This is a genomic window from Bradyrhizobium sp. 159 (assembly GCF_023073795.1).
Taxonomy (GTDB): Bacteria; Pseudomonadota; Alphaproteobacteria; order Rhizobiales; family Xanthobacteraceae; genus Bradyrhizobium.
In genome coordinates, this window is sequence record NZ_JADPKE010000005.1 from 69954 (window position 1) to 92455 (window position 22502).

At 64.0% G+C, this 22502-nt stretch carries 21 protein-coding genes and 1 tRNA gene; 14 read left to right on the forward strand and 8 right to left on the reverse strand.

What is annotated here, in order from left to right; genetic code table 11:
- Positions 1–90 precede the first annotated feature (90 nt).
- From IVA96_RS00815 to IVA96_RS00825, 3 genes are all read right to left on the reverse strand, one after another.
- Positions 91–1701, reverse strand: a complete 1611-nt coding sequence (locus IVA96_RS00815; RefSeq protein WP_247277473.1) for an acyl-CoA synthetase — start codon at positions 1699–1701, stop codon at positions 91–93.
- Positions 1702–1915: 214 nt separating this feature from the next.
- Entirely contained in the window at positions 1916–3055 is a 1140-nt protein-coding gene (locus IVA96_RS00820; protein ID WP_247415108.1) for an epoxide hydrolase family protein, read from the reverse strand.
- A gap of 93 nt (positions 3056–3148) precedes the next feature.
- A complete protein-coding gene (locus IVA96_RS00825) occupies positions 3149–3604 on the reverse strand; it encodes a GatB/YqeY domain-containing protein (protein ID WP_247414970.1) in 456 nt (151 codons plus the stop codon).
- 227 nt (positions 3605–3831) lie between these two features.
- On the opposite strand from IVA96_RS00825, the gene carA reads away from it, so the two are divergent.
- Positions 3832–5022 (forward strand): glutamine-hydrolyzing carbamoyl-phosphate synthase small subunit, encoded by a 1191-nt coding sequence (carA, locus tag IVA96_RS00830; RefSeq protein WP_247277475.1) that lies wholly within the window; start codon positions 3832–3834, stop codon positions 5020–5022.
- A gap of 184 nt (positions 5023–5206) precedes the next feature.
- Positions 5207–5731, forward strand: a complete 525-nt coding sequence (locus tag IVA96_RS00835; protein WP_247414972.1) for a hypothetical protein — start codon at positions 5207–5209, stop codon at positions 5729–5731.
- 188 nt (positions 5732–5919) lie between these two features.
- Here the strand turns inward: IVA96_RS00835 and IVA96_RS00840 are convergent, their stop codons facing one another.
- Entirely contained in the window at positions 5920–6444 is a 525-nt protein-coding gene (locus IVA96_RS00840; protein ID WP_247277477.1) for a DNA starvation/stationary phase protection protein, read from the reverse strand.
- Between the two features lie 114 nt (positions 6445–6558).
- On the opposite strand from IVA96_RS00840, the gene IVA96_RS00845 reads away from it, so the two are divergent.
- Positions 6559–7260 (forward strand): class I SAM-dependent methyltransferase, encoded by a 702-nt coding sequence (locus IVA96_RS00845; protein WP_247414974.1) that lies wholly within the window; start codon positions 6559–6561, stop codon positions 7258–7260.
- 55 nt (positions 7261–7315) lie between these two features.
- Positions 7316–7391: transfer RNA gene (locus tag IVA96_RS00850), tRNA-OTHER, on the forward strand.
- Between the two features lie 118 nt (positions 7392–7509).
- Here IVA96_RS00850 and IVA96_RS00855 read toward each other — a convergent pair.
- On the reverse strand, positions 7510–7887 hold the full coding sequence (locus IVA96_RS00855; protein ID WP_247414977.1) for a transcriptional regulator: 378 nt from the start codon (positions 7885–7887) through the stop codon (positions 7510–7512).
- Between the two features lie 109 nt (positions 7888–7996).
- Between IVA96_RS00855 and IVA96_RS00860 the strand changes: the two genes are divergently transcribed.
- The 3 genes from IVA96_RS00860 to greA all read left to right on the forward strand — a co-directional run bounded on the left by IVA96_RS00860 (position 7997) and on the right by greA (position 13463).
- Complete coding sequence (locus tag IVA96_RS00860) at positions 7997–9166, forward strand: MFS transporter (RefSeq protein WP_247414978.1); 1170 nt, start codon at positions 7997–7999, stop codon at positions 9164–9166.
- Positions 9167–9307: 141 nt separating this feature from the next.
- Positions 9308–12772 (forward strand): carbamoyl-phosphate synthase large subunit, encoded by a 3465-nt coding sequence (gene carB / locus IVA96_RS00865; RefSeq protein WP_247414980.1) that lies wholly within the window; start codon positions 9308–9310, stop codon positions 12770–12772.
- 217 nt (positions 12773–12989) lie between these two features.
- Positions 12990–13463 (forward strand): transcription elongation factor GreA, encoded by a 474-nt coding sequence (greA, locus tag IVA96_RS00870; protein WP_247277482.1) that lies wholly within the window; start codon positions 12990–12992, stop codon positions 13461–13463.
- 146 nt (positions 13464–13609) lie between these two features.
- On the opposite strand, the gene IVA96_RS00875 is transcribed toward greA, so the two are convergent.
- Entirely contained in the window at positions 13610–14089 is a 480-nt protein-coding gene (locus IVA96_RS00875) for an Lrp/AsnC family transcriptional regulator (protein WP_183246374.1), read from the reverse strand.
- Positions 14090–14354: 265 nt separating this feature from the next.
- On the opposite strand from IVA96_RS00875, the gene trxB reads away from it, so the two are divergent.
- From trxB to IVA96_RS35530, 5 genes are all read left to right on the forward strand, one after another.
- Positions 14355–15320 carry a thioredoxin-disulfide reductase gene (gene trxB / locus IVA96_RS00880; protein ID WP_247414982.1) on the forward strand — a complete coding sequence of 322 codons (966 nt, stop codon included), beginning with the start codon at positions 14355–14357 and terminating at the stop codon, positions 15318–15320.
- 4 nt (positions 15321–15324) lie between these two features.
- Positions 15325–16248 (forward strand): LysR family transcriptional regulator, encoded by a 924-nt coding sequence (locus tag IVA96_RS00885; RefSeq protein ID WP_247277484.1) that lies wholly within the window; start codon positions 15325–15327, stop codon positions 16246–16248.
- A gap of 447 nt (positions 16249–16695) precedes the next feature.
- On the forward strand, positions 16696–17601 hold the full coding sequence (locus tag IVA96_RS00890; RefSeq protein WP_247414984.1) for a 4-hydroxy-tetrahydrodipicolinate synthase: 906 nt from the start codon (positions 16696–16698) through the stop codon (positions 17599–17601).
- Between the two features lie 284 nt (positions 17602–17885).
- Positions 17886–18035 (forward strand): hypothetical protein, encoded by a 150-nt coding sequence (locus IVA96_RS00895; protein WP_247414986.1) that lies wholly within the window; start codon positions 17886–17888, stop codon positions 18033–18035.
- 146 nt (positions 18036–18181) lie between these two features.
- Positions 18182–18307 carry a hypothetical protein gene (locus IVA96_RS35530; protein WP_256464544.1) on the forward strand — a complete coding sequence of 42 codons (126 nt, stop codon included), beginning with the start codon at positions 18182–18184 and terminating at the stop codon, positions 18305–18307.
- 160 nt (positions 18308–18467) lie between these two features.
- On the opposite strand, the gene IVA96_RS00900 is transcribed toward IVA96_RS35530, so the two are convergent.
- Together IVA96_RS00900 and IVA96_RS00905 are read right to left on the reverse strand one after the other, a co-directional pair.
- Complete coding sequence (locus IVA96_RS00900) at positions 18468–19145, reverse strand: ParA family protein (protein WP_247277487.1); 678 nt, start codon at positions 19143–19145, stop codon at positions 18468–18470.
- A gap of 371 nt (positions 19146–19516) precedes the next feature.
- Entirely contained in the window at positions 19517–19879 is a 363-nt protein-coding gene (locus IVA96_RS00905; protein ID WP_247307495.1) for a hypothetical protein, read from the reverse strand.
- 367 nt (positions 19880–20246) lie between these two features.
- On the opposite strand from IVA96_RS00905, the gene IVA96_RS00910 reads away from it, so the two are divergent.
- A complete protein-coding gene (locus IVA96_RS00910) occupies positions 20247–21413 on the forward strand; it encodes a CaiB/BaiF CoA-transferase family protein (RefSeq protein ID WP_247414988.1) in 1167 nt (388 codons plus the stop codon).
- A gap of 2 nt (positions 21414–21415) precedes the next feature.
- A complete protein-coding gene (locus IVA96_RS00915; RefSeq protein ID WP_247414990.1) occupies positions 21416–22339 on the forward strand; it encodes a CoA ester lyase in 924 nt (307 codons plus the stop codon).
- Positions 22340–22502 lie beyond the last annotated feature (163 nt).

Genomic DNA, 22502 nt, shown 5'->3' on the forward strand with positions numbered 1-22502 from the left:
TGGCGAAGACTCGTGGTTACGGCTTCGCGCCAACAACATCCCATACGGCTATGGGCCCGCGGCTTGAGGCGTCTTTGCCATTGTCAGAGGCTAACCTTTCGCCCGCAGCTCGCGCCGCAGCACCTTGCCGGTGGCGGTCATCGGCAGCGTCTCCGCGAAGGCGACGAAGCGCGGATATTCGTGCGCGGCGAGCTGCACCTTGACGAACTCCTGGATCTCGTGCGCGAGTGCGTCGCTGCCGGTGAAGCCGGGGCGCAGCACGATCCAAGCCTTGATCGATTCGGTCCGGATCGGATCGGGAATGCCGACCACCGCGGCCATCGCCACGGACGGATGCTTCATCAGCGTGTGCTCGATCTCGGACGGGCCGACGCGATAGCCGGCGGTGGTGATGACGTCGTCCTCGCGGCTGACATACCAGAAATAGCCGTCCTCATCCTGCACGCCGAGATCGCCGGTGAGCAGGAATTCGCCGGCATATTTCTTCGCCGTCGCCTCCGGATTGCGCCAATATTCGAGCATGGTGACGGGACATGGCTGGCGCACGCCGATGATGCCGCGCTGACCGCGCGCCAATTCCTCGCCCTTGTCGTTGACGATGCGAACGTCGAAGCCTGGCGTCGCCTTGCCCATCGCGCCGGGGCGGATCGGAAACAGGTTGGAATTGCTGCCAATCACCAGGTTGCATTCGGTCTGGCCGAACACTTCGTGCGCATCGATGCCGAAGGTCTCGCGCACCCAGCCGAGCAATTCGCCACCCAGAGATTCACCCCCGGTAAAAATGCTGCGCAGCTTGACGCCGGGGTGCTTCACACCGGCCTGTCGCATCAGCTTCAGTGCCGTCGGCGGCAGAAAGACATTGCGCACGCCGAGATCGGCCATCATCTGCATCGCTGCCTGCGGCTCGAATTTGCGCGCGCGATGACCGACCAGGGGAATGCCGTGATACCAGAACGCCAAGAGGCCGTTGACGAGGCCGCCGATCCAGGCCCAGTCCGCCGGCGTCCACATAAGATCGCCGGCGCGCGGCAGGAAGTTGTGGCACATCTCCACATTCGGCAGATGGCCGAGCACGACGCGGTGCGCATGCAGGGCGCCTTTGGGATTGCCGGTCGTGCCAGAGGTATAGATGATCAGTGCGGGATCATCGGCGGAGGTGTCGACCCGCACGAAATCGGGTGAGGCCGCTTTCACCGAATCCCAGAACGATTTCGCGCCTGCCGGAACGCGCTCGCCGACAACATAGACGTTCGTCAGCTCCGGCAGGCGATCGCGGATCCTCGACAGCTTCTCCCAGCCTCCTTCGTCAGTCACGATCGCCTTGGCCTCGGAATTCGACAGGCGGAATTCCAGCGCGTCCTCGCCGAACAGCGCGAATAGCGGAATCGAGATCAGGCCTGTCCGGAACGCAGCCATGTGTACGATCGGCAGCTCCAATGACTGCGACAGGAACACCGCGACGCGGTCACCGCGCGACAGCCCATCCGCCTTCAGCACGTTGGCGAAGCGGCGCGACATCTCGGCGACCTCGTCAAAGGACGTGCGCGTGGTCACGCGGTTCTCGTCGACATAGATCAGCGCGAGCCGGCCGCTGCCGTCGGCATGGCGATCGCAGCACGCCTCCGCGATGTTGAATCGCGCCGGAATGTCCCAGCGGAAATTGCGATAGAGCTCGTCGTAAGTTGCGGCTTCGGTCAGCATGGCAGCACGTTTCCAGAGTAGTTGTCGCCCAGTTTAGAGCCGTGGATGCTCGGGACAAGCCCCGCCGCGGTCATTGCGGCCGACGCACCAGCTTCGAACCCGGAATCCATCATGCGGCATTTCCCGTGGCGCGATAGATTCCGGGCTCGCCCTTCTGCCTTCGCTCATCAAGCTTCGGCGAACAAGCCGGGGCGCCCCGGCATGACGGTGAGAGTTAGCGCACCGTCGCAAAAAACGTCCGGACATCGCGCACGAACAGCTCCGGCTGCTCGAAAGCGGCGAAATGGCCGCCCTTCTCCATCTCGCTCCAATGCGTGATGTTGGGGAAGTTGGGCTCCATCCAGCGTCGCACCGGCGTGATGATCTCCTTGGGAAACACCGCGACGCCCGTCGGCACCTTCACGACAGGCGTGGTGCGGCGCTTGCCGAAACTTTCCCAATAGAGCCGCGCAGAGGAGGTCGCGGTCTCCGTCGCCCAGTACAGCATGACGTTGTCAAGCAGCTCGTCCTTGGTGAAGATGTTCTCGGGATGGCCGTTGCAATCGGTCCAGGCCCAGAATTTTTCCAAGATCCAGGCCGCCTGCCCGCTCGGCGAATCCGTCAGGCCATAGCCGAGCGTCTGCGGCCGCGTCGATTGCTGCTTGGAATAGCCGGAATCGAGAGCGACATAATGCTTGAGCCCGGCGAGCGCGCGCTTCTCTTCCGCCGTCGGCTCGCCCTCGATCCGTGGCGGCGAATTGAAGGACAACGTGATGTGGATGCCAGCGCAATGCTCGGCGTCCTGCGCGCCGAGCGAGCTCGTCACCGCCGAGCCCCAGTCGCCGCCCTGCGCGCCGTATCGCGCGTAGCCCAGCCGGTCCATCAGCTTCGCCCAGGTCGCCGCGATGCGGTCGACGCCCCAGCCCGTGGTCTTCGGCTTGGCCGAGAAGCCGAAGCCCGGCAGCGAGGGACAGACGACATGAAACGCATCAGCCGGATTGCCGCCATGCGCGGCAGGATCGACCAGCGGCGCGATCACTTTCTGGAATTCGACGATCGAGCCGGGCCAGCCATGGGTGATGATCAGCGGCAGCGCGGACGGCTGCGTCGACCGCACATGCAGGAAATGGAGGTCGAGCCCGTCGATCTCGGTGGTGAACTGCTCGAAGCGGTTCAGCTCTGCTTCGCGGGCGCGCCAGTCATAGCCATCAGCCCAATAGGTGCAGATCTCCCGGATCCATTGCAGCGGCGCGCCCTGGCTCCAATCATCGACCAGCTCCGCCTCCGGCCAGCGGGTGCGGGCGAGGCGCGACTTGAGGTCGGCGAGGACGTCGTCGCTGATGGCGATGCGGAACGGTTTGATGGCGCCGGTCATCATGCCTCCCCATTTTCCTTAAAGAGAGAATAGACCTAACTGACGCGGCATCAAAGCGAGCCACCCTCACCCGCAAGGGGAGAGAGGAAAAGCCTAGCCCGACAGTGCGGCCTTCACCAAGCCGCTGGCTTTACCGAAGTCCATCTGTCCCGCGTACTTTGCCCGCAACGCTGCGATCACCTTGCCCATGTCTTTCATGCCGGCCGCGCCGGTTTCAGTGACCGCATCCGAGATCGCTTTCTTCACCTCGTCGTCCGACATCTGCTTCGGCAAATACGCCGAGATCACCACGATCTCCTCGCGCTCCTGGGCGGCGAGCTCGGCGCGACCGCCCTTGTCGTAGAGCTCAACCGCCTCCTGGCGCTGCTTGATCATCTTCTGCAGCACCGCGAGGATGTCGGCGTCCGACAGCGGCGGCTTGCCACTGCCGCGAGCGTCGATGTCGGCATTCTTGATGGTCGAATTGACCATGCGCAGCGTGGACAGCTTGCGCTCGTCCTTGGCCTTCATGGCCTCCTTGACCGCATTGTTGATGTTGTCGCGCAGCATGGTCGGGTCCTCTCAATCTGTCGCGCCTGATCTAAGCCGTTCGCGGGCAAGAGGCCATACCGGACCGGCCCGACGGTGCATTGTTTCCTTGCCGGGGCTCGAAATGGCTCAAAGTTGCCAGTTCCGGCTTAAGTGCCCGAAGCCGCCCGTCAAATATGCAAAAACGCATGTGAATCCGGCCTGTCCCGCTTTGACGGCGGGGCCAGCGCAGACTATGAAACGCGCTCATGACACAACATGACAACGATCCCGCTTGGCCGGACCACAAACCGACCGCGCTCCTCGTGCTTGCCGACGGCACGGTGCTCGAAGGCTTCGGTCTCGGCGCCGAAGGCCACGCCGTCGGCGAGGTCTGCTTCAACACCGCGATGACCGGCTATGAGGAGATCCTGACCGATCCCTCCTATGCCGGCCAGCTCATCACCTTCACGTTCCCGCATATCGGCAATGTCGGAACCAACGAGGAAGATATCGAGACGGTGAACATGGCGGCAACGCCCGGGGCGCGCGGCGTGATCCTGCGCACCGCGATCACCGATCCCTCGAACTACCGCGCCACCAAGCACCTCGACCAGTGGCTGAGGGCTCGCGGCATCATCGGCCTCTCCGGCATCGACACCCGCGCGCTGACCGCGCTGATCCGCTCCAACGGCATGCCCAACGCCGTGATCGCGCATTCCAAGAAGGGTGAGTTCGATCTGCACGGTCTCAAGGAAGAGGCGCGCGAGTGGCCGGGCCTCGAAGGCATGGACCTCGTGCCGATGGTCACGTCCGGCCAGCGCTTCACCTGGGACGAGACTCCCTGGCTGTGGGACAAGGGTTTCGGCCGCCAGGACAAGCCCGAGTTCAACGTGGTGGCGATCGATTACGGCATCAAGCGCAACATCTTGCGCCTGCTCGCCGGCGTCGGCTGCAAGGTGACGGTGGTGCCGGCAACGACTTCATCTGAGGATATCCTTGCGATGAAGCCGGACGGCGTGTTTCTGTCGAACGGCCCGGGCGATCCGGCGGCGACCGGCAAATATGCCGTGCCTGTGATCCGGGACGTGATCAAGTCGGGCACGCCGACCTTCGGCATTTGCCTCGGTCACCAGATGCTCGGTCTCGCCGTCGGCGCCAAGACCAAGAAGATGCACCAGGGCCATCACGGCGCCAACCATCCCGTCAAGGACGAGACCACCGGCAAGGTCGAGATCACCTCGATGAACCACGGGTTTGCCGTGGACGAGACGACTTTGCCGAAGGGTGCGACGCAGACCCACATCTCGCTGTTCGACGGCTCCAATTGCGGCATCCAGCTCGACGGCAAGCCGGTGTTCTCGGTGCAGTACCACCCCGAGGCTTCGCCCGGCCCGCGCGACTCGCACTATCTGTTCCAGCGCTTTGCCGATCTGATGCGGCAGAAGAAGAGCGCGTAAGGGCGCTATCGCCTTTGCGGCGTGATGCACTGCTGAACCGGGGGCCATAGACACGGCGTTCCGGGTCCGGGCTCAGCGACGCATCGCTTCGCGCGGCTTCGCGTCCGGGACACGACACCTGTCCAGGAACGCCTGCACAGGATGAAATGTTGTCCGGGCACTCTCGTGTAGCAGGAGCCCCGCCATGTCCGTCGTCCGCGACAAGGCCGAGCCGCTCGCCATCGTGTTCGAAGATGACGGGCTCGTGCCAAACAACATCCTCCCGTTCCTGGTTTACCAGGGCGCGGTGAAGCTCGATCCGGAGCAGCCGGAAGAGACTATCGAAGAGCTGTTCGAAGCGAACGGCTGGGGCGGCACGTGGCGCAACGGCGTCTACGATTATCTGCACTATCATTCGACCGTGCATGAGGTGCTCGGCGTTGCGCGCGGCAGCGCTCGCGTCCGCTTCGGCGGCGACCATGGCCAGGAGCTTCAGATCAAGGCGGGCGACGTTGCGATCCTGCCGGCCGGTACCGGCCACCAACGCATCAAGGCGAGCGACGATTTCTGCCTGATCGGCGCTTATCCGCCAGGCGCCAAGATGGAGATCACGCGGGCGACGGCTGAAAATCACGCCAAGGCGCTGAAGACGATTCCGCAAGTCGCGATGCCGCCGGCCGATCCGGTGACGGGCAAGGAAGGCGCGCTGATGAGGTTGTGGCGGTCGTGAGTCGAGAACGCCGGCCAAACACGCGGTCGTCGTCCGGCGCCGGCCGCACCCATACCCTCAGGAAGACGTTGTGGCGGGAAATGGCGGCCGCGAGTCTTCGCCAAACTCAAGCCTGTGGCGACGGGTCCCGGATCTGCGCGCGCTTGGGGCGCGCTTGTCCGGGACGACGTTGCGGAAGAATTAGCGCCCTACCCCGCGTTGCTGCCCTCCTGCCTTGTGGCTTCGAACAGGAACCAGGTGCGGCGCTCGGTCTCGTCGATGAAGTTTTCGAGGATGCTGGCGCTGGCGACATCGCCGGCTTCGTCGCAGACCTCGTGCGCCTTACGCATCGCAGCCGCGACGTGCTTGTTGTCCTGCATCAGCTCGCGCAGCATCTCGCGCGGCGGAACGTAGTCCTCGTTGTTGTCCTTGATGGTCTGGAGTTTTGCGACCTGGCCGATCGACCTCAGCGTGGTGCCGCCGATCTTGCGGACGCGCTCGGCGAGCTGGTCGGTGGTGGCGAAGATCTGGTCGGACTGCTCGTCGAGCAGCAAATGATAATCGCGGAAATGCCGGCCGCTGATGTGCCAGTGGAAATTCTTGGTTTTCAGATACAGCGCGAATGCGTCGGCCAGAAGCACGTTGAGCGCCTCCGAGACCTTCTTGACCCCATCGGGCGGCAGATCGGTGGGGGTGTCGAGATCGGGCGAGACCTTGTTGTTGGTTTTGCTCACGGGAGACCTTCCTGTTAGGACGCGGACATTGACGGCGCGCCGTCGCACCCCTAACGCAAGGCGGGCAGCGCCGGTTCCGTTGGCGGAACCGTTTGGCCGGGACCTTCAAATACCATGGACGATTGGATCGATTATTACGACTCCACGCATACGATCTATGTCAGCAAGCTGCATCGCGACTTGCACTTCCAGATCATTGCGCGGGACATCGTCGGCTATATCCCCTCGTCCGACGCCGTGGTGCTGGACTATGCCTGCGGCGAGGCGCTGTCGGCGAACCAGGTGGCCGCCGCGTGTGGCCAGCTGATCCTGGCGGAGCCCGCGCCGGGAGTGCGCGGCCGGCTGATCGCGCGGTTCGCTCCGAACACTAAGATCCGCGTCCGTTCGCTCGATGACGTCCGCAAGATGCAGGACCAGTCGATCGATCTCGTCGTGATGAACTCGGTCGCGCAATACATGACGCCGGAGGAGCTGGATGGCGCTCTCCTCAACATCCGCCGGATCCTAAAACCCTCCGGCAAGCTGGTGCTTGGCGATATCCTCCAGCCCAATGTCGGCATGGTCAGGGACGTGATTGCGCTGCTCAGCTTCGGCCTGCGGCACGGCTTCCTGAAGGACGCGCTGGTCGGGCTGATCAGCACCGCGCTCTCGGATTATCGTCAGCTGCGCTCGCGCATCGGGCTCCAGCGCTACAGCGAGGCGGAGATCACCGCGAAGCTGACGGCGGCCGGATTCGTGGTCCAGCGCGCGCACACCAATATCGGCCACAATCACTGGCGCATGACCTTCATCGCGCGGCCACCTCTGATCCGTTAAGTATAACAACCAGCCGAGGTGGCCTGCCGCGCCTCCGATCGGTAATGATCGATGCGGCCCGGTGGCGGAAGCGTCTACGCGAGGGCGGTGCAACGCTCTTCATCCTGGTTCAAATCCAGGCCGGGTCTCCACGCTTCGCCCCTGCGGGGCTACGCGTGGCGCAGCCATGCTAGACCGGCAGGGGCGAAGCGTGTCCGGCGTAGCTTCAGCGAAGCGAAAGCGAAGACGGACTGCTCGCGCGCAATCGTCTCATTTTCGGTCGGCGTCGACCATCTCGCACTCGGACAGCAGCTGAAGCCGGTCGGCGTCCTTGGCCGCTGACTTGATCACGGCATCGAGCAGGCCCGGGAAGCGCGCATCCAGATCCTCGCGGCGCAGCCGCATGAAGCGGTTGGTGCCGGCCACGCGGGTCTGCATCAGGCCGCATTCGCGCAGTTTGGCAAAGTGATAGGCGAGGTTGGACTTGCCGCCGAGGCCGCTGAAATCGCCACAACAGAGCTCGCTGCTGACACGTTCTTGCTGCGCGAGCTGGTAGACGATCGCCAACCGGATCGGATCGCTCAGGCAATCCAGGACCATCGGCAGCTCGATCTGCTCGCGGGTCGGGTGAAATGGCATTCGGCTCATGGGCCCATCATAGCGATAAGACCGCAATGTTCAACACTTCTTGAACCAATTGACTTCTAGGCCGGTTCAACCAATAGTTCAATAAACGTTGAACATAAGGATTTCTCTCATGAGCGTGTTCTGGCTGGCCTTGGCGGCCTTCGCGATCGGCACTGAAGGATTTGTCATTGCAGGACTTTTACCGGCGATCGCCACTGACCTCTCGATTTCGGTCTCGGCCGCCGGCCAGCTGGTCACCGCTTACGCCCTCACCTATGCCGTGGGCTCGCCAATCCTGGCGGTGACCCTCAACAACATCGACCGCCGCACCGTGCTGGCTCTGGCGCTGACGACCTTCGTCGCCGGCAACCTCGCCGCAATGGTGGCATCCAGCTACGCCCTGCTGCTGGCCTCGCGCATGCTGATGGCGCTCGGCTCGGGGCTGTGCATGCCGACAGCGCTGGCAGTGTCCGTGGCGGTCGCCTCGCCCGAACGGCGCGGACGTGCGGTGGCCCTCGTCACCTCGGGCCTTACGGTCGCAACCGTCATCGGCGTCCCCCTTGGCAATCTCGTCGGCAGCCTGCTCAGCTGGCGCGCCACGTTTGCCATGGTCGCCCTGATCGGCACGGTGGCACTCGCCGGCCTTCTGCTTGGGCTACCCAAAGGCCTGCCGCGCAACACCGCCTCGCTGAGCGAGCGGCTGGCGGTGGCGCGTCACAGCAATGTCTTGATCGCGCTTGTGATCACAATTTTATGGGCGCTCGGCGGCTTCACCGTGTTCACCTATTTCGCCGTTCCTCTGCGCACCCTCGGCTTTGACGCCTCGCAGATCAGTCTGGCACTGCTGGTGTTCGGCGGCGCCGCCGCGATCGGCAACATGCTCGGCGGCGTCCTGGCCGACCGGCTCGGCACGCTCGCCACCGCCGCGCTCGGGCTCGCCGGCATGGCGAGTGCGCTGATCCTGCATTCGCTGGTGCTGAAGCTGATGCCCGGACAGGCGCATTATACGGTGCTGGGCGCGATCTTCCTCTGGGGCGTCTCGGGCTGGGCGTTTTATCCGGCCCAGATCGCCAGCATCATCCGGATCGAGCCGCAGGCCTCGATGATCGCGCTCTCGCTCAACGCCTCGGCGATGTATCTCGGCTTCGCCATCGGCGGCGCCCTGGGCGGCGCGGTGCTGGCCACACTCTCGCCCAATGACCTCGGCTGGATCGGCGGAACGAGCGTTGCCGCCTCGCTTCTGGTGCATCTCGCCCGCGGCTGGCAGGCGCGGCCAAAACCGGTCAAAATTGCCGGTTGATGGGCGTTTTTCGGGGTTTCGCCGCCCTGAAAACTGGTCTAAGACCCACCCGCGCGCGAGGGAGACCACCGCGCTCTCGGCCACAGGGACGCGCGGTAGCGCGCCCTTTTTTTTGCCCAAATCCCAGTCCGGCGAGAGTTGATGCCCAAACGTACAGACATCACCACCATCCTGATCATCGGCGCCGGTCCCATCGTGATCGGCCAGGCCTGCGAGTTCGACTATTCGGGCACGCAGGCGGTGAAGACGCTGAAGGAAGAGGGCTATCGCATCGTCCTCGTCAATTCCAACCCGGCCACCATCATGACCGATCCGGAATTGGCCGATGCGACCTATATCGAGCCGATCACGCCCGAGATCGTCGCCAAGATCATCGAGAAGGAGCGCCACGTCATTCCCGGCGGCTTCGCGCTGCTGCCGACCATGGGCGGTCAAACAGCCCTGAACTGCGCGCTGTCGCTGCGCCGGCAGGGCACGCTGGAAAAGTTCGACGTCGAGATGATCGGCGCGACCGCGGATGCGATCGACAAGGCCGAGGACCGCCAGTTGTTCCGCAACGCCATGGAGAAGATCGGTCTGCAGACGCCGAAGTCGCGGCTCGCCAACGCGTCCGAGCTGAAGAAGTCGTTCCGCGACAAATACCATGCCGAACGCGAGAAGCTGTCGGGCGCGGCCCTCGAAGAGCTCGACCGGCAATGGACGCTCGGCGAAGGCGACCGCCGCAAGCGCTATCAGGAATATGCGCTGGGCCAGGCGATGATGGCGCTCTCCGAGATCGGCCTGCCCGCAATCATCCGGCCCTCCTTCACGATGGGCGGCACCGGCGGCGGCATCGCCTACAACAAGGAAGAGTTCCTCGACATCATCGAGCGCGGCCTTGATGCATCGCCCACCAACGAAGTGCTGATCGAAGAATCCGTGCTCGGCTGGAAAGAGTACGAGATGGAGGTCGTGCGCGACAAGAAGGACAATTGCATCATCGTCTGCTCGATCGAGAACCTCGATCCGATGGGCGTGCATACCGGCGATTCCATCACCGTGGCGCCCGCCCTGACGTTGACCGACAAGGAATACCAGATCATGCGCGACGCCTCGCTGGCGGTGCTGCGCGAGATCGGGGTCGAGACCGGCGGCTCCAACGTGCAGTTCGGCGTCAATCCCGAAGACGGCCGCATGGTCGTCATCGAGATGAATCCGCGCGTGTCGCGCTCGTCCGCACTGGCCTCCAAGGCCACCGGCTTTCCGATCGCCAAGGTCGCTGCCAAGCTCGCGGTCGGCTACACCCTCGACGAGATCGCCAACGACATCACCGGCGGCGCCACGCCGGCCTCGTTCGAGCCGACGATCGACTACGTCGTCACCAAGGTGCCGCGCTTCGCCTTCGAGAAATTTCCGGGTGCCTCGACCACGCTGACGACCTCGATGAAGTCGGTCGGCGAAGTCATGGCGATCGGCCGCACCTTCCAGGAAAGTCTTCAGAAGGCCTTGCGCGGGCTCGAGACCGGATTGACCGGCCTCGACGAGATCGAAATCGAGGGTCTCGGCCGCGATGACGACAAGAATGCGATCCGCGCCGCGCTCGGCACACCGACGCCGAACCGGCTGCTCCAGGTCGCCCAGGCCATGCGGCTCGGCTGGTCCAACGAGGACATCTTCAACTCCTGCAAGATCGATCCGTGGTTCCTCGGCGAGATGCGCGGCATCGTCGACATGGAGGAGAAGGTTCGCAAGAACGGCCTGCCGGGCAATGCCTTCGGCATGCGCACGCTCAAGTCCATGGGCTTCTCCGATGCGCGCCTCGCAGTGCTCGCCGGGACGACGGAAGCCGACGTCACGGCGAAGCGCCACGCGCTCGGCGTCCGTCCCGTCTACAAGCGCATCGACACCTGTGCGGCCGAGTTCGCCTCTCCCACCGCCTATATGTATTCGACCTATGAGGCGCCGTTTGCGGGTGCGCCTGCGGACGAGAGCACTCCGTCCGACAAGAAGAAGGTCATCATCCTCGGCGGCGGACCGAACCGCATCGGCCAGGGCATCGAGTTCGACTATTGCTGCTGTCACGCCTGCTTCGCGCTGCACGATGCCGGCTACGAATCCATCATGGTCAACTGCAATCCGGAGACCGTATCGACCGATTACGACACTGCCGACCGGCTCTATTTCGAGCCGCTCACCGCCGAGGACGTGCTGGAGATCATCGTCAAGGAGCGCAGCAAGGGCACGCTGCACGGCGTGATCGTGCAGTTCGGCGGCCAGACCCCGCTGAAGCTGGCGCGCGCGCTGGAAGCGGCCGAAGTGCCGATCCTCGGCACCTCGCCCGATGCCATCGATCTTGCCGAGGATCGCGACCGCTTCAAGCGCGTGCTCGACAAGCTGCGGCTCAAGCAGCCGAAGAACGGTATCGCCTATTCAGTCGAGCAGGCGAGGCTCGTCTCCGCCGATCTCGGCCTGCCGCTGGTGGTGCGCCCGTCCTATGTGCTCGGCGGCCGCGCCATGCAGATCATCCGCGAGGAGAACCAGCTCAACGACTATCTGCTCGGCACGCTGCCGGAGCTGGTGCCGGCCGACGTCAAGGCGCGCTATCCCAACGACAAGACCGGGCAGATCAACACCGTGCTCGGCAAGAACCCGCTGCTGTTCGACCGCTATCTCTCGGACGCGACCGAAATCGACGTCGACTGCCTCTGCGACGGCAAGGACACTTTCATCGTCGGCATCATGGAGCACATCGAGGAAGCCGGCATCCATTCCGGCGATAGCGCCTGCTCGCTGCCGCCGCATTCGCTCGATGCCGGGATGATCGAGGAGCTGGAGCGGCAGACCCGCGAGCTCGCGCTCGGCCTCGACGTGGTCGGCCTGATGAACGTGCAATACGCCATCAAGGACAGCGAGATCTACGTGCTCGAAGTCAATCCGCGCGCTTCGCGCACAGTGCCGTTCGTCGCCAAGGTGATCGGCACGCCGGTCGCGAAGATCGCCGCGCGCATCATGGCCGGCGAGAAGCTCGCCGATTTCAAGCTAAAGAAGGCGGAGCTCAAGCACGTTGGCGTCAAGGAATCGGTATTCCCGTTCGCGCGCTTCCCCGGCGTCGACACGGTGCTCGGCCCGGAGATGCGCTCGACGGGCGAGGTCATGGGCATCGACCGCTCGTTTGCGGTGGCGTTCGCCAAGAGCCAGCTCGGCGGCGGCACGCGGGTGCCGCGCAAGGGCACGGTGTTCGTCTCGGTGCGCGAGAGCGACAAGACGCGCATCGCCGAGGCTGTGCGCGAACTGCATTCGCTCGGCTTCAAGGTGCTGGCGACCTCGGGCACCCAGCGCTTCCTGACCGATCAGGGCATCCCGACCGAGAAGGTGAACAAGGTGCTGGAGGGCCGGCCGCACATCGTCGACGCCATCACCAATGGCGACGTCCAGCTCGTCTTCAACACCACCGAAGGCCCGCAGGCGCTCGCCGACAGCCGTTCGCTGCGGCGCGCGGCCCTCTTGCATAAAGTGCCGTATTACACCACTCTTTCCGGGGCCGTGGCGGCCGCGCAGGGCATCCGCGCCTATCTGGGCGGGGACCTTGAGGTTCGGACCCTGCAGAGCTACTTTTCGGAAACCTGATTGCTAGCGGGGCTGGGCCTTGGGCTCAGCCTTTCGCTAAGTGATTGGCAAGGAAGCCACAATGGCGGGAGGAACTGTCCGGCCATGTGAGTGTTCTGTTCCGGCGCCAGACCCGAATAATAATCCCGGTGGGCGCATTTTGAGCCCCGGGAACACCGACGCATCAAGGTTGCCGCGCCACCCTTTATGGGCGCGCAGCTGAAGGACGAGAGAAGAGATGGAAAAGGTTCCGATGACCCAGGCCGGCTTTGTCGCGCTCGGGGAAGAATTGAAGCAGCGCCAGTCTGTAGACCGTCCGCGGATCATCGAGCATATCGCGGAGGCGCGCTCGCACGGAGACCTGTCGGAGAACGCGGAATATCATGCCGCGAAGGAAGAGCAGTCCCACAATGAGGGCCGCATCGCCGAACTCGAGGACAAGCTCGCGCGCGCCGACATCATCGACATCTCGAAGCTCTCCGGCGACACCATCAAGTTCGGCGCCACCGTGACGCTCGTCGACGAGGACACCGACAAGAAGACGGTGTGGCAGATCGTCGGCGAGGTCGAGGCCGACGCCAAGAAGGGCCGCATCTCTATCACCTCGCCGCTCGCCCGCGCCCTGATCGGCAAGAAGAAGGGCGCCTCCGTCGAGGTCAACACGCCGGGCGGCGCCAAGGCGTATGAGATCACCAAGGTGGAGTGGCGGTAGAGATTTGCCGCTGCCCGTGACGCCGTTCCGAAAAGGCGGCGCAATGCGCGGCGGCCTTCTTGTTTGTGGCCCTCGGTCATCTCCCGGCTCTGCAGCGCATCGCTGAAGATGCGCTGCGCTCCGGCCGGGGCAGGCGATCACCCGAGCTACCTTCGTCCCTTCACGTCGAGCGGCACCGCCGCCTCATATTTCGAATTGTGCAGCACCAGCGAGGTCCGCACGTTGCGCACATGGGGCGCGGCGGTCAGGTGCGTGACGAAATCCTGGAAGGTCGCCATGTCGGGGGCGACGCATTTCAGGATGAAATCGACCTCGCCCGACAGCATCCAGCATTCCCGCACCAAGGGCTCGGCGCGGACGAATTCCTCGAAGGCGCGCAAATCCGCTTCGGCCTGGCTGGACAGGTGCACGGCGGCGAATACGGTGACGTCGAAGCCGAGCTTGCGGGCGTCCAGCAGGCCGCGATAGCCATGGATATAGCCCTCCTCCTCCAGCGCCCGGACGCGGCGCAGGCAGGGCGGCGGCGAGATGCCGACGCGCTTGGCCAGCTCGACATTCGTGATTCGACCGTCGGCCTGAATCTCGGTGAGAATTTTCAGGTCGATCTCGTCTAGGCTCCGCGACACGTGATTGGAACTCCTGGCCTCGGCGGCGGTATTGGGTGGCTTGTCGCAATCCTCATACCCAGTCCATACGCCCAGCGCAATTTTATTGCGCGTGCAGCGCAATTGACTTTTGTTCCTTGTTGGAAAAATCCGCCGATAGGGAATGCAATTCTTGCATAGCTCACCAGAAGGCTTAGATTAGCTCTGATATTTCAGCGCCTCCGCGAGGCCTCCCGGCACGTTCCGCGCGCGCGCTGCAAATCCCCCGTGAAAGGCGTCCACCGAAATGTCCGCTCCTGTTCATGCAAAGGTCGTCATCATCGGCTCCGGCCCCGCCGGTTACACGGCGGCGATCTACGCCGCGCGTGCCATGCTCGAGCCGATCCTGATCCAGGGCATCCAGCCGGGCGGTCAGCTCACCATCACCACCGACGTCGAGAACTATCCGGGCTTCGCCGACGTGATCCAGGGCCCCTGGCTGATGGAGCAGATGGAGAAGCAGGCGGTCCACGTCGGCACCAAGATCGTCTCTGACCTGGTCACCAAGCTGGAAACTACGCAGCGGCCGTTCCGCCTCACCTGCGACAGCGGTGACGTCTATCTTGCCGACACCGTCGTCCTCGCGACAGGCGCGCAGGCGCGCTGGCTCGGGCTGCCGTCGGAAACAAAATTCCAGGGCGGCGGCGTGTCGGCCTGTGCCACGTGCGACGGCTTCTTCTACCGCAACAAGGAGGTCGTGGTGGTCGGCGGCGGCAATACCGCGGTCGAGGAAGCCCTGTACCTCACCAACCATGCCTCTCAGGTCACCGTCGTGCATCGTCGCGATCACTTCCGTGCCGAGCGCATCCTGCAGGAGCGTCTGTTCAAGCACCCCAAAATCAAGGTGATCTGGGACTCAGCCGTCGACGAGATCTGCGGCACCGAGAACCCGAACAAGGTCACCCATGTGCGCCTCAAGAACGTCAAGACCGGCGCGCTCACGAACGTGAAGACCGATGGCATCTTCATCGCCATCGGCCATGCGCCGGCGACCGAACTCGTCAAAGGCCAAGTCAAGCTCAAGCCGTCGGGCTACGTCGAGGTCGCCCCGAACTCGACCGCCACCTCGGTGCCCGGCCTGTTCGCCGCCGGCGACGTGGCCGACGAGACTTATCGCCAGGCCGTGACGGCCGCCGGCCTCGGCTGCATGGCCGCACTCGAAGCCGAACGTTTCTTGGCCCTTCGCGCCACCGAGCGCGCGGCAGCGGAATAGAATCATGCCCCGAACACGCGACGGATTTACGGATATGGACTGGGACAAGCTGAAGGTGTTTCACGCGGCGGCGGAAGCGGGCAGCTTCACGCATGCGGGCGAGCAGCTCGGCCTGTCGCAATCGGCGGTGTCGCGCCAGGTCTCGGCGCTGGAGCAGGAGCTCTCGGTCTCGCTGTTCCACCGCCACGCCCGCGGCCTGATCCTGACCGAGCAGGGCGACCTGCTGTTCCGCACCGCGCATGACGTGTTCATGCAACTCCAGGCGGCGCGCGCCAAGCTGACCGACAGCCGCGAGCGGCCGAGCGGCGACCTCAAGATCACCACCACGCCTGGCGTCGGCATCAACTGGCTGATCCCGCGGCTCGGCGAGTTCACCGCGCTCTATCCGGAGATCCGGATCTCCTTGATCGTCACCGACGAGGAGCTCGACCTGTCCATGCGCGAGGCGGACGTCGCGATCCGGACCCGCAAGCCGACCCAGCCGGATCTGATCCAGCGCAAGCTGTTCGCGATGGGCTTCCACGCATATTGCTCGCCGGAATACATCAAGCGCTTCGGCACGCCACGCACGCTGGAGGAGCTCGACTCTCACCGCATCATCACGCTGTCGGACGGCAACTTCGCCCCGCATCTTCAGAACCGCAACTGGCTGATCGAAGCTGGTCGCAACGGCTCGGGTCCGCGCGAAGCCTATTTCAAGGTCAACAACATCCTCGGCCTCGTGCGCGCCTGTCAGCAGGGCCTCGGAATCGCCGCCCTGCCCGACTACCTCGTCGAGGAACAGAACAAACTCGTGCAGCTGTTCGGTGAATCGGATTCGATCCAGCTCGACACCTATTTCGTCTATCCCGAGGAGTTGAAGACGGTCGCACGCGTGCAGGTGTTCCGCGACTTCGTGGTCAGCAAGGCGCAGCGCTGGCCGTCCTGATTTCCGCATGACTGACATGCGGCCTCGGCTGTTGCTGGACGGCGCTCGTCAAGCCCATACTGCTTGCACGCTGAGCCTTCGCGTTGCGCATTTGTCCCCCTCCTCCAGTGGCGCGGGAGTTCAGTAATCCCTCTTGGAAGGTGATTGTGTCGGCCTCACGTGGCCAATACCTAAGCCGGGCCTTCGGGTCCGGCTTTTTTTCGTCAAAATTGCCTTTCGCCTTCCGCGTGTATTGACAGGCTTGGGTATACCCCACATCATTTGTGGATGATCACGAAGTCGTGCGCAGTCATCTCGAAAAAAGGTCCCCATCCGGGGACCTCGGATTTTTGCGTGCGCTAATACCGGCTTCGTCATCGCAGCAAATCCCGAAAACCCCGCCGCCTGGACGGGGTTTTTTCATGTGCCCTCCGTCTCAGGCCTTTTTCCCGAGAAGGAGATGGAAACATGACCGGACTACGAGACCAATTGCACGGGCTGTGGCTGCCGCTGGTGACGCCGTTTCGCGACGGCCGTCTCGACGAGATGTCATTGCGGCGGCTGACGCGGCACTACGGCGCACAGGCCATCGACGGCTTCATCCTGGGGGCGACTTCGGGTGAAGGCATGACGCTGCGCGACACTGAACTCGAGCGCCTCGTCGCCGTCGTCCGCGACGAGATGGCGGGCCGCCGCACCTTGCCGATCTGCCTCGGGCTGTCGGGCGCGGACACCTCGCGGCTGAAGGATCGCCTCGACGAGACCGCGGACTGGCCGATCGACGGTTATCTGATCGCAAGCCCATACTATGTGCGGCCGTCGCAGCGCGGGCTGCTAGCGCATTTCGAGGCGCTCGCCGATCACGCCGCCTGGCCGATTGCGCTCTACAACATTCCCTACCGCTGCGCGGTCAACATCAGCAACCAGACCATGCTGCGGCTCGCCGAACACAGGAACATCGTCGGCCTGAAGGATTGCGGCGCGAGCCGCGAACAATCGACCGCGCTGCTGCGCGACAGGCCGAAGGATTTTCGCGTGCTCACGGGCGAGGACGCGAATTATTTCGAGGCGCTCACCGACGGCGCCGACGGCGGCATCGTGCTGTCAGCCCATGTCGAGACCGCGACATTTGCGGCGGTGTATGCGGAACTCAAGCGCGGCAATCACGATGCCGCGATGGCGCGCTGGCAGGAGGTCGCCGAGCTGACACGGCTGCTGTTCGCCGAACCGAGCCCTGCGCCGGCGAAGTACTGGCTGTGGCGCAGCGGCCTCATCGACAGCCCCGAAGTACGCCTGCCGATGGTGGAAGTGAGCAGCGAACTCGCCGCCACGATCGATCGCGAGATCGAGCGACGAATGAAAGCCGCGGCCTAGCGCTTACCCTCCCCTGGAGGGGGAGGGTCGATCGCGCGCAGCGCGAGCGGGGTGGGGTGACGGTCTCTCCGCGATGGACAGCGCCCGAGTGGAGAGATCACCCCACCCCGTGACGCGTCTCGCTCCGCTCGAGCGCTTGCCGACCCTCCCCCTCCAGGGGAGGTAAGAACGCCTCCATAGTTAACCGCGCGCCAACCGCCTTCGCGTCTGCCGCATGGTGCATCCACGCCTCGTTTACGCAATCGCGCCTATCTTTCCGCCAAGACTTCCAAGGGGGAATGACCATGGGACATCGCACCCGGCCGACGGCCGCGAGCCAATTCGCGCCGGCCGATCTCGTGCAGGGAATTCTGGTGGTGTCGTCATTCGGGTTCTGGGCGGTGATGCTCGGCCTGATGCCAGTGCTGCTGTTTCGCGTCTGGCTGGCAGGCTGACAGCGCCACGCGGATGGTTAACCCGTGGTAGCACCTGTGTTCAAAATGCGGGGCCAGCTGCGACCCGGAATTTTAAAACATCCCGCGTATCACTGGCGCCCATAAGCGAAGAAATCGCGGGGGCGTTTGTGAATAGTCAGCATGAAATGGCGTCGCATTACGACGCCGGGCAGAGCTTTACCACCGAGGACATTCTCTGGGCCGTCGGCATCTGGTCGGTGATCCTCACTCTGTCGCCGGTCATCGTGTTCTACATGCTGATGGTCGCGTAGCTCAGCTCGTCATTCCGGATCGACCGAAGGGCGAATCCCGGAATCTCGAGATTCCGGGTCTGGCGCTAGCGCGCCATCCCGGAAATGACAGGTGACGGCAGAAACGCAAAACGCGCGGCTCGTCCGCGCGTTTTTCGCACCTCGGAAATGAATAATGAAATTATGCCGCTTGCTTGTGCATTGCGCCAGAAGCCGACGCCGTGCCGCGAATAGCCTTCACTGAACGCTCGATCGCCGCCCACAATCTTGCAATTTCCTGAGCCGCGCGGCTCTCGGCCTGATACTCGCGCGCGCCTTCGCCGTGGCTGAGCGCCATCAGGAGATCCGAACGGTTGGTGATCTGGCCGCCCCACACCGGAGCGCGGAATTTCGCCAGCGCCTCGCGGGCGATGGTGACGATCGGGCTTTCGGTCTCGTCGCGGCGCGCCGGCGCGCCGTTGAGCACGACCGCGTAGGGCTTGCGCGCGGCGCGGCACATCTGGATGGTTTCCTGCACCGCGTTGACGTCGAACACGCCGGGACGCGCCGGAATGATCACCATCGTCGCGTTCCTGATCGCGTCGTCGACGACGGCCGACAGGTTCGGCGGCGTGTCGATCAACACCCATTCATAACCGTCGCGCCTGGCCGCGGAGACGATGCCGCTGACGGAGTTCACGGCCGCCTTGATCGACGGCTCGTTGGTGCCACGCAGCTTGTGCCAGAGCGTGAGGGAGCCTTGCGGATCGGCGTCCACCAGCATGACCTGCTTGCTCGCCTTGATCTGCGCGGCGAGATGGGCAGCGAGGGTACTCTTGCCCGAACCGCCTTTACGTGATGCAAAAACAATAACGTTCATACCTTCGGCCTCCAGATTGACCCCGTGGCTCGAAAATGAATCAGCGCGCTGATTCGTGAAAGAAAAATTTATCGGGAGTTGCGTTGCCGCCACGAAATAACAAGGCGTGTTGGCTTTTGAGTCACACTGCCTGGTGCGACGCCCGATACAATCGCAATGAAATGCGGCCTGCGCGAGCGATCATGCGCTTTTTGAGCAGCGAAGCGGGACAAAGCGGAACGCAACCTTGCCGCGCAAACCGATTCGCGACTCTTCTTTTGTCGTGTGCGCTTGGAATTGCCGCAAGCCGGCGCGCCGGTCGCGCGAACAAAACGAGTCCAACGGAGGAAACGCGGCTGCCGAACTTCGAGGAAGAAAGCGCGCCGTCGCGCTCAGCCCTGCTCGGATTTCTTCTTCTTGGCTTTCGGCGCCGGCTTGGTGCTCTTCCTCGCGGCCTTGGGCGCGATGTTGGTCGGCTTGCCGGCACGGACCTCGCCCGGCTCGGGTCCTGGCCGGAAGAACACCCGGCATTGCGGGGAGAGCTGCGACTTCTTCGCGATCATGCAGGCGGTGATGGCATCGACGTTCGGAACGAACTCGCCGCACAGCCGCATCGCGTCGGGCGAGCAGGCCTGCTGCTCTTCCTGGGTATAGGCGAAGCCGGCGCGCGGCAGGGCCAGGACGGCCAGGGCAATCCCGAGGCTGGCAACGGCCAACGGTTTTGCAAAGGACTTCTTCGAGCGAAACGCCGGCATCGATCCCCCCACATGTCGAACAGATGGGATAGTGGGTGAACGGCGGTTGATTGGCAACCGGAGGGGGATGCGAAAGGCGCAACGTGTGCGCTCTCGGCAACAGGCGGTGAAGGCCTGCAGTTCCCCAAGCCGAAGCGGCGTACAGCGTCCCGCTTCGGCAGACCTCAAACAAAAACCGCGAAAACAACCCCATGCACAGTAGCCAAGTCACGGCAATCCCTCAGCATTTCCAGTATTAGGATTTCACGAATTCGAATTTGACTCGTCGGGCAAAACAGGGGCATCATGTCGTCATCAAAGGATGCGCGTGGGATGGATCGTCTTGTCTCCTGCGCTGATCAAAAGCGCACGGGAGTGGAGCGATCGCATGGAGAGGAATGAGACGGAGCTGCCGCTGTCGGGCGTGACGGTGGTCTCGCTCGAGCAGGCGATTGCGGCGCCGCTTGCGAGCCGGCACCTGGCGGACTGGGGCGCGCGGATCATCAAGATCGAGCGGCCGGGCGACGGCGATTTCTGCCGGGACTACGATCACGTGATGAACGGCATGTCGAGCCAGTTCGTCTGGACCAATCGTTCGAAGGAAAGCCTCGCGATCGACATCAAGAGTCCCGATGGCCGCAAGGTGCTCGACGCCCTGCTGCCGCGGGCCGACGTCTTCATCCAAAATCTCGCGCCCGGCGCGGCGGAGCGGCTCGGCCTCGATGCCGCATCTCTCTTGCGCAAATTCCCGCGCATAATCGCCTGCGACGTTTCAGGCTATGGGGCCGGCGGCCCCTTCAGCAACAAGAAGGCCTACGATCTGCTGGTCCAGTGCGAGGCCGGCGTGCTCGCCGTCAACGGCACCGAGGCGGAGCCGGCAAAGGTCGGGCTTTCCGTGGTCGATATCGCCACCGGCATGTACATCCTCAATGGCGTGCTGATGGCGCTGTATCGCCGCGAGCGGACCGGCAAGGGCACCGCCTTCCAGGCCTCGTTATTCGATTCCATCACGGACTGGATGAGCTATCCCGCCTTCTACACGCACAGTACGGGCCGGCCGCTGCCGCGAACCGGCGCGAGGCACGCGACGATTGCGCCGTACGGCCCGTTCCGGGTCGGAGACGGCAACACCATCTTCTTCGGCATCCAGAACGATCGCGAATGGCGGTCGCTGTGCCGCATCGTCCTGGGCGATGCCGGCTTCGCCGACCATCCGAGCTTCCGCACCAATCCGCTGCGCATGCAGAACCGCGACGATCTGCAGGCGCATATCGAGCAGCGCTTTGCATCCATGACCAGCGAAGAGGTGCTGCGGCTGCTCGACGAAGCCTCGATCGCCAACGCCCATCTGAACTCGGTCGACGCCTTCCTGCAGCATGAGCAACTCCACGCGCGCTCGCGGGTGCAGACGGTCGGCTCCCCCAGCGGGCCGGTGATGAGCTTCCTGCCGGCGCTCACCATTGCCGGCCTGTCGCCGCGGATGGATCCGGTGCCTGATATCGGCGAGCACAACGATTCCATCCTCCGTGAACTCGGCCTCGCCAGGGAGACGTGACGATGGTCTCACTGCGGCCGACGCGGGCCTATCTGGCCGTTCCCGCGCATCGCTCCCGCCTTGTCGCCAAAGCCGCCGCCTCGGCTGCCGATGCGGTGTTCATGGATCTCGAGGACGCGGTGCCGCCATCCGAGAAGGGTGTTGCGCTGGAGGAAGCCGTCCGGTCGCTGTCATCGCTCGACTGGGGCAACAAGCGCATCGCGATCAGGCTCAACGCCGTCGACAGCCCGTTCACCGGAGAGGAAATCCGCGCGCTGGCGGCGCATCCCCGGCTGGATGCGGTGATCGTGCCGAAGGCGGAGCGCGCCAGCGACATCGTTGCCGTTGCTGACCAGGTGCGCGGGGCTGCGCCGGATCGCCCCGCACCGGTGGCGCTCGAATTGCTGATCGAGACGGCGCTGGGTCTCGTCAATGTCGACGCGCTCGCCGCCTGCCACGACAGCGTCGCCGCGCTTCATCTCGGTGTCGGCGATTTCGCGGCCTCGCTCGGGGCCCGCACCTCCGACATCGGAATTTCGCCGGACAGCTACCGCCACGTCGGCTCGGCGCAAAGCGGCTACGCGTCCGCGCCGCTCGATCTGTTCGCCTACCCGATGATGCGCCTGTTGGTGGCGGCACGTGCCTTCGGCCTGCGCGCCATCGACGGCCCGTGCGGCGCCTTTCGCGATGCGAAGCTCACCGAAAGGAGCGCGCAAAAGGCCGCCGCCATGGGCTTTGACGGCAAGCAAACCATCCATCCCGACCAGATCGAGCCGACGTTGCGTGCGTTCATGCCATCGGACGAGGAGCTGGCCCAGGCGCGACGGATCGTCGAGGCCATGGAGAGCGCCGAGGCGCAAGGCCAGGGGGCGGTGACGCTGGACGGCAAGATGATCGACTATGCCAATGTGCGCATGGCGCGTCGGATTATCGGGCTGGGGTCATAGGAGCGCATGGCCATAGTGCTGATCGGCGCCGATCTGAAGAGGCAGGCAGCAGCTTATGTTGCGGCTCAGCGCGAGTGCGGCCGGCCGAAGCTCACCTTTGATTATGGGCGGCCTTTGCAAGCCCAATTCGACACCTCGGCAGAGGGCGCTTGGACAGCAAAGC

Bases quoted from the DNA above. Each gene is read 5' to 3' on its own strand.
- greA (WP_247277482.1), top strand. From the start codon at position 12,990: ATGGAAAAGGTTCCGATGACCCAGGCCGGCTTTGTCGCGCTCGGGGAA.
- IVA96_RS00915 (WP_247414990.1), top strand. From the start codon at position 21,416: ATGGTCTCACTGCGGCCGACGCGGGCCTATCTGGCCGTTCCCGCGCAT.
- IVA96_RS00820 (WP_247415108.1), bottom strand. From the start codon at position 3,055: ATGACCGGCGCCATCAAACCGTTCCGCATCGCCATCAGCGACGACGTC.
- trxB (WP_247414982.1), top strand. From the start codon at position 14,355: ATGTCCGCTCCTGTTCATGCAAAGGTCGTCATCATCGGCTCCGGCCCC.
- IVA96_RS00860 (WP_247414978.1), top strand. From the start codon at position 7,997: ATGAGCGTGTTCTGGCTGGCCTTGGCGGCCTTCGCGATCGGCACTGAA.
- IVA96_RS00905 (WP_247307495.1), bottom strand. From the start codon at position 19,879: ATGCCGGCGTTTCGCTCGAAGAAGTCCTTTGCAAAACCGTTGGCCGTT.
- IVA96_RS00825 (WP_247414970.1), bottom strand. From the start codon at position 3,604: ATGCTGCGCGACAACATCAACAATGCGGTCAAGGAGGCCATGAAGGCC.
- IVA96_RS00890 (WP_247414984.1), top strand. From the start codon at position 16,696: ATGACCGGACTACGAGACCAATTGCACGGGCTGTGGCTGCCGCTGGTG.
- IVA96_RS00815 (WP_247277473.1), bottom strand. From the start codon at position 1,701: ATGCTGACCGAAGCCGCAACTTACGACGAGCTCTATCGCAATTTCCGC.
- IVA96_RS00835 (WP_247414972.1), top strand. From the start codon at position 5,207: ATGTCCGTCGTCCGCGACAAGGCCGAGCCGCTCGCCATCGTGTTCGAA.
- IVA96_RS00845 (WP_247414974.1), top strand. From the start codon at position 6,559: ATGGACGATTGGATCGATTATTACGACTCCACGCATACGATCTATGTC.
- IVA96_RS35530 (WP_256464544.1), top strand. From the start codon at position 18,182: ATGGCGTCGCATTACGACGCCGGGCAGAGCTTTACCACCGAGGACATT.
- IVA96_RS00885 (WP_247277484.1), top strand. From the start codon at position 15,325: ATGCCCCGAACACGCGACGGATTTACGGATATGGACTGGGACAAGCTG.
- carB (WP_247414980.1), top strand. From the start codon at position 9,308: ATGCCCAAACGTACAGACATCACCACCATCCTGATCATCGGCGCCGGT.
- carA (WP_247277475.1), top strand. From the start codon at position 3,832: ATGACACAACATGACAACGATCCCGCTTGGCCGGACCACAAACCGACC.
- IVA96_RS00855 (WP_247414977.1), bottom strand. From the start codon at position 7,887: ATGAGCCGAATGCCATTTCACCCGACCCGCGAGCAGATCGAGCTGCCG.
- IVA96_RS00895 (WP_247414986.1), top strand. From the start codon at position 17,886: ATGGGACATCGCACCCGGCCGACGGCCGCGAGCCAATTCGCGCCGGCC.
- IVA96_RS00900 (WP_247277487.1), bottom strand. From the start codon at position 19,145: ATGAACGTTATTGTTTTTGCATCACGTAAAGGCGGTTCGGGCAAGAGT.
- IVA96_RS00910 (WP_247414988.1), top strand. From the start codon at position 20,247: ATGGAGAGGAATGAGACGGAGCTGCCGCTGTCGGGCGTGACGGTGGTC.